General features: G+C 40.6%; 4 protein-coding genes. 2 read left to right on the top strand and 2 right to left on the bottom strand.

Features of this window, described 5'->3' with window-relative positions; translation table 11 throughout:
- Positions 1–132: 132 nt before the first annotated feature.
- Positions 133–1,134 carry a DNA polymerase III subunit delta gene (holA, locus tag I8748_RS27030; RefSeq protein ID WP_198127603.1) on the top strand — a complete coding sequence of 334 codons (1,002 nt, stop codon included), beginning with the start codon at positions 133–135 and terminating at the stop codon, positions 1,132–1,134.
- A 96-nt stretch (positions 1,135–1,230) separates the two neighbouring features.
- The gene (locus I8748_RS27025; RefSeq protein WP_198127602.1) at positions 1,231–1,707 is read left to right on the top strand and encodes a DUF4168 domain-containing protein; all 477 of its coding nucleotides are present in this window, start codon (positions 1,231–1,233) and stop codon (positions 1,705–1,707) included.
- Positions 1,708–2,081: 374 nt separating this feature from the next.
- On the opposite strand, the gene I8748_RS27020 is transcribed toward I8748_RS27025, so the two are convergent.
- Together I8748_RS27020 and I8748_RS27015 are read right to left on the bottom strand one after the other, a co-directional pair.
- Positions 2,082–2,693 carry a helix-turn-helix transcriptional regulator gene (locus tag I8748_RS27020; protein ID WP_198127601.1) on the bottom strand — a complete coding sequence of 204 codons (612 nt, stop codon included), beginning with the start codon at positions 2,691–2,693 and terminating at the stop codon, positions 2,082–2,084.
- 651 nt (positions 2,694–3,344) lie between these two features.
- Positions 3,345–3,826, bottom strand: a 482-nt coding sequence (locus I8748_RS27015; RefSeq protein WP_225896563.1) for a response regulator, incomplete at its 5' end; no start/stop codon positions are given.

Genomic DNA, 3,826 nt, shown 5'->3' with positions numbered 1-3,826 from the left:
GATGGAGGGATGAGGGGGATGAGGGGATGAGGGGAATAACCAATTCCCAATTCCCAATTCCCAATTCCCAATTCCCAATTCCCAATTCCCAATTCCCAATTCCCAATGCCCAATTCCCAATTACCTATCTTTATGCCTATCTATGTTTACTGGGGTGAGGATGATTTTGCCATGGAACGAGCGATCGCAAAGCTTTGCGATCGCGTCCTCGATCCTTTATGGACAAGTTTTAACTATACTTCATTCTCCCCTGAGCAACCTGACGCTGTGATCGCTGGGTTAAATCAAGTGATGACACCAACTTTTGGAGCGGGTGGACGCTTGGTTTGGCTGATGAATACTACTTTGTGTCACCATTGTCCAGACGATGTTTTAGCAGAACTGGCGCGAACTCTACCAGTTATTCCAGAAAACTCATTTTTATTGCTCACTACCCGTAACAAACCCGATGAACGCTTAAAATCGACAAAATTATTGAAGCAATTCGCTAGTGAGTTCCAAGAATTTCCTCTCATCCCACCTTGGAAGACGGAATTGCTGGTACAAGCCGTTAATCAAGCGGCTCAAGCTGTGGGAGTGAAACTGACTCCCAAGATTGCGGAAATATTGGCTCAAGCTGTGGGTAATGATACACGCCTACTCTACAGTGAACTAGAGAAACTGCGTCTTTATACGGCAGGAAGCAACAAGCCTTTAGACGTAGATATAGTTACACAATTAGTACGAAATACTACACAAAATAGTCTACAATTGTCAGCAGCGGTTAGAACAGGAGACACGGCTAAAGCTTTAAATATCTTAGCCGATCTCATTAATGCTTCTGAGCCTGGTTTACGGATAGTCGCTACTCTGATTGGGCAATTTCGTACATGGTTATGGGTGAAAATCGTTATGGAAGGTGGTGAACGGAATCCACAAGCGATCGCTAAAGCTGCTGAGATCGCTAACCCCAAACGCATCTACTTTTTACAGCAAGAAGTTAAATTTCTTTCTGTACAGCAGCTCATCTCGTGCTTACCCTTACTACTGGAATTAGAAGTGAGTCTCAAGCAAGGAGCTTCGGAAATGTCAGTACTTCAGACGAAAATCATAGAATTGTGCGAAGTATGCCGACAAAACTCGCAATACACCTAAAAGTTTGCTTAATTGGGAGTCTTGTGGAACTTCTCGCTTTTAAAATAATTCAAAGTCTTTAACATATCCCTACTGTAGTTCTGTGTCACAAACTTTATGAAAAAAATTTCTGATTTAATTTTCCGAACAAGTCTGCAAACCATGCTTTCTCGAAACTTGTTTTTGGGCGTTCTTGCTACTGCTAGTTTTATCGCTAGCACTTTGACTTTGCATTCAAAAGCTGAGGCTCAAAATTCACCAGTTAATAGTAGTGAAATCACCAGCTACGCTCAAGCAGTGTTAGCAATGGAGCCATCACGACAACAAGCTTTTGAAGAAATTAAAAAACTGATTGGTGGTGGAGAAATTCCTCAAATTGTTTGTAACGATCCTAACAGTATGAATAGTCTGCCACGTAAAGCTAGAGATATTGCAGTCAATTACTGTAATCGTTCCCAAAAAATAGTCGAAGATAATGGTCTTACAATTTCTCGTTTCAATGGAATTACTGTAGAGATACAAAATAACAATAATTTAAAACGGCAGGTCTATAATACGTTAATTCGCCTGCAAAAAGCTCCTGATTCTCAGTAGTTAAACTACACAAAAATTTCATAAAATTCATATATTATCCCTGCTTAAAATTGAGGATAAGGAGCAATTAATGCTGATTAGCGATTATAATCTTGTAACCGTCCTAAATGATTCTTAAAAAGAAACTCTTAAGAGACAGTAGGCAACAGTTTGATACCCCATAATTCAAATTAGGGTATTTAATAATGGTGGGCGCATTGTCTTGAAAAATCCCTCCAGTTGGAGAGCAGCGCCTTGCTGGAGTCTACCCCGCATCCCCGACGTGTACACACAAGTTAAATTACTCCCCTGATAACGGGGGGTAATCGAATCATTTAGAGGCTATTTATCAAGTAAAAAATCATAAAAAATTACAATGGAGTAAAATTGTAAGATTATAAATTAATTTCTAGAACATCTTGTCGTTTAGCATGAATATTTTTCATATGCTTTTTCACTGTGTTGAGAGTAATAAAAAGCTGAGCAGCAATCTCTTTGTAGCTGTATTTGCTTCGATAAAGACACCAAATTTCAGCTTCTCGCGGTGTTAAAGCAAATTTTTTGATTTCTGCGATCGCTATATTTTGCAGAGACTCATATCGGTTTTCAATAGTCACTAATAAGCAAGGAAGCTGGAATCTATCTAAATTCAGCAATCTGACTCTGACACGAAAGCAAGTTGACTTATCAAGCATAATTTCATCAGATAACATCATCAATTGCTCAGAGCAAAAATTCCGACTCTCTAGTAAGGTTTGACAGAGATGCCAAATAGCTGGCGGCACAAAATTAGAGTTAAAATCGCCTTGATTTAACTGGCAGCACATGTGGTGTGCAGATGTATTACTATAAACAAGTTCACCTGCTTGAGTTAAAATTAAAATGCCATCTCCTAATCCTTCTATAACTGCTTGTAAAAAATCAGCTTGTTGCAAGGCACACAATCTAACATTAGGTGGTTGGTGTTTGATTGGTGTTGATGTCGATGTTTTGGTCAGGGTAATCATATTAATTTAGTTACTTAAATTTTTACTAAATGGCTTATTTGACTTCAAAGATACACCTTGAGTCATGTATATGTTTTCCAAAAAATTATGATGACAGAACTAGTTATTAGCAGGCTGAAAATTTCAAGTTAGGAATAACTTTCACTTATTTTTTTCAGCCTTATGGGCACTTAATTTCAATACAACTCTTAAATTGTTAATTTCGGATGAAGCTTATTAAAGCAGTAATTAAACGTGAGTTCGACAAGCGCTGTTTTGACCTCTCCCCCGGCCCCTCTTCTTGCAGGCTACCGTGTACACACAAGTATAGGCAGCAAAGGTTTCAACTCTTTTAGCCCCTATAAATGCCCAAATTTTGGGCAACTGGAAACTTCATTTATCCCCTTAATTTTAGGAATAGGGCAATGAAACCAAGGTTTGGGTAGGATTTCAAGACTTGTGTGTACACCGTAGTCTACCTTGAGAGGGGAGTAAAACCGTGATTTTTTCGTTTCTCCTCCCTCTCCTTACCCAGACGCAACGCGATCACTTGCTTCTTGGAAGGAGTCGCCTTTTAGGAGAGGGAGGCCGGGAGGGAGAGGTTCATCGAACTCACGTTAATTAAGTAGAAGGCAGTAGGCACAAGTCAAGAATTCTATTTGCAAGCATTTTTCAGGTACGTCCCACAAGGCTAGCAACTACTGTCGCTAATTCGGCTGGCTCAATAGGCTTAGGCAAGTGTAGTTGATAACCTTCCTTGATAGCACGCATCCTATCCTCTGCCCTAGCATAGGCTGTGAGGGCTGCCGCAGGAATCTTTCCACCTTGTTCTGGTGGTTGCGATCGCAATTTGCGGATCAATGAGTAACCATCTTCCTCTGGCATACCTATGTCGCTGACTAAAACATCTGGTTTCCACTGGGAAATTACCTCTAATGCTTCTTTTACTGATGCGACTGCCTGAACTACGGCTTGACACTGTTCGAGTACTGTGGTGGTAAATTCACGGGTGTCGGCTTCGTCATCTACAACTAATACCCGCACACCCAAAAGAGAAGCGTCTAACTGTAGAGAGTCTGAAGGGATGGGGGACTGAGGCGTTGAGGAACTGAGGGGATGAGAGGCTTTTGGGTTGAGGGGTAGCTTGACTGTAA

Origin of the sequence: Amazonocrinis nigriterrae CENA67, assembly GCF_016056305.1 — a bacterium.
Lineage (GTDB): Bacteria > Cyanobacteriota > Cyanobacteriia > Cyanobacteriales > Nostocaceae > Amazonocrinis > Amazonocrinis nigriterrae.
This window is presented reverse-complemented; position numbering and strand designations above follow the sequence as displayed.

Bases quoted from the DNA above. Each gene is read 5' to 3' on its own strand.
- holA (WP_198127603.1), top strand. From the start codon at position 133: ATGCCTATCTATGTTTACTGGGGTGAGGATGATTTTGCCATGGAACGA.
- I8748_RS27025 (WP_198127602.1), top strand. From the start codon at position 1,231: ATGAAAAAAATTTCTGATTTAATTTTCCGAACAAGTCTGCAAACCATG.
- I8748_RS27020 (WP_198127601.1), bottom strand. From the start codon at position 2,693: ATGATTACCCTGACCAAAACATCGACATCAACACCAATCAAACACCAA.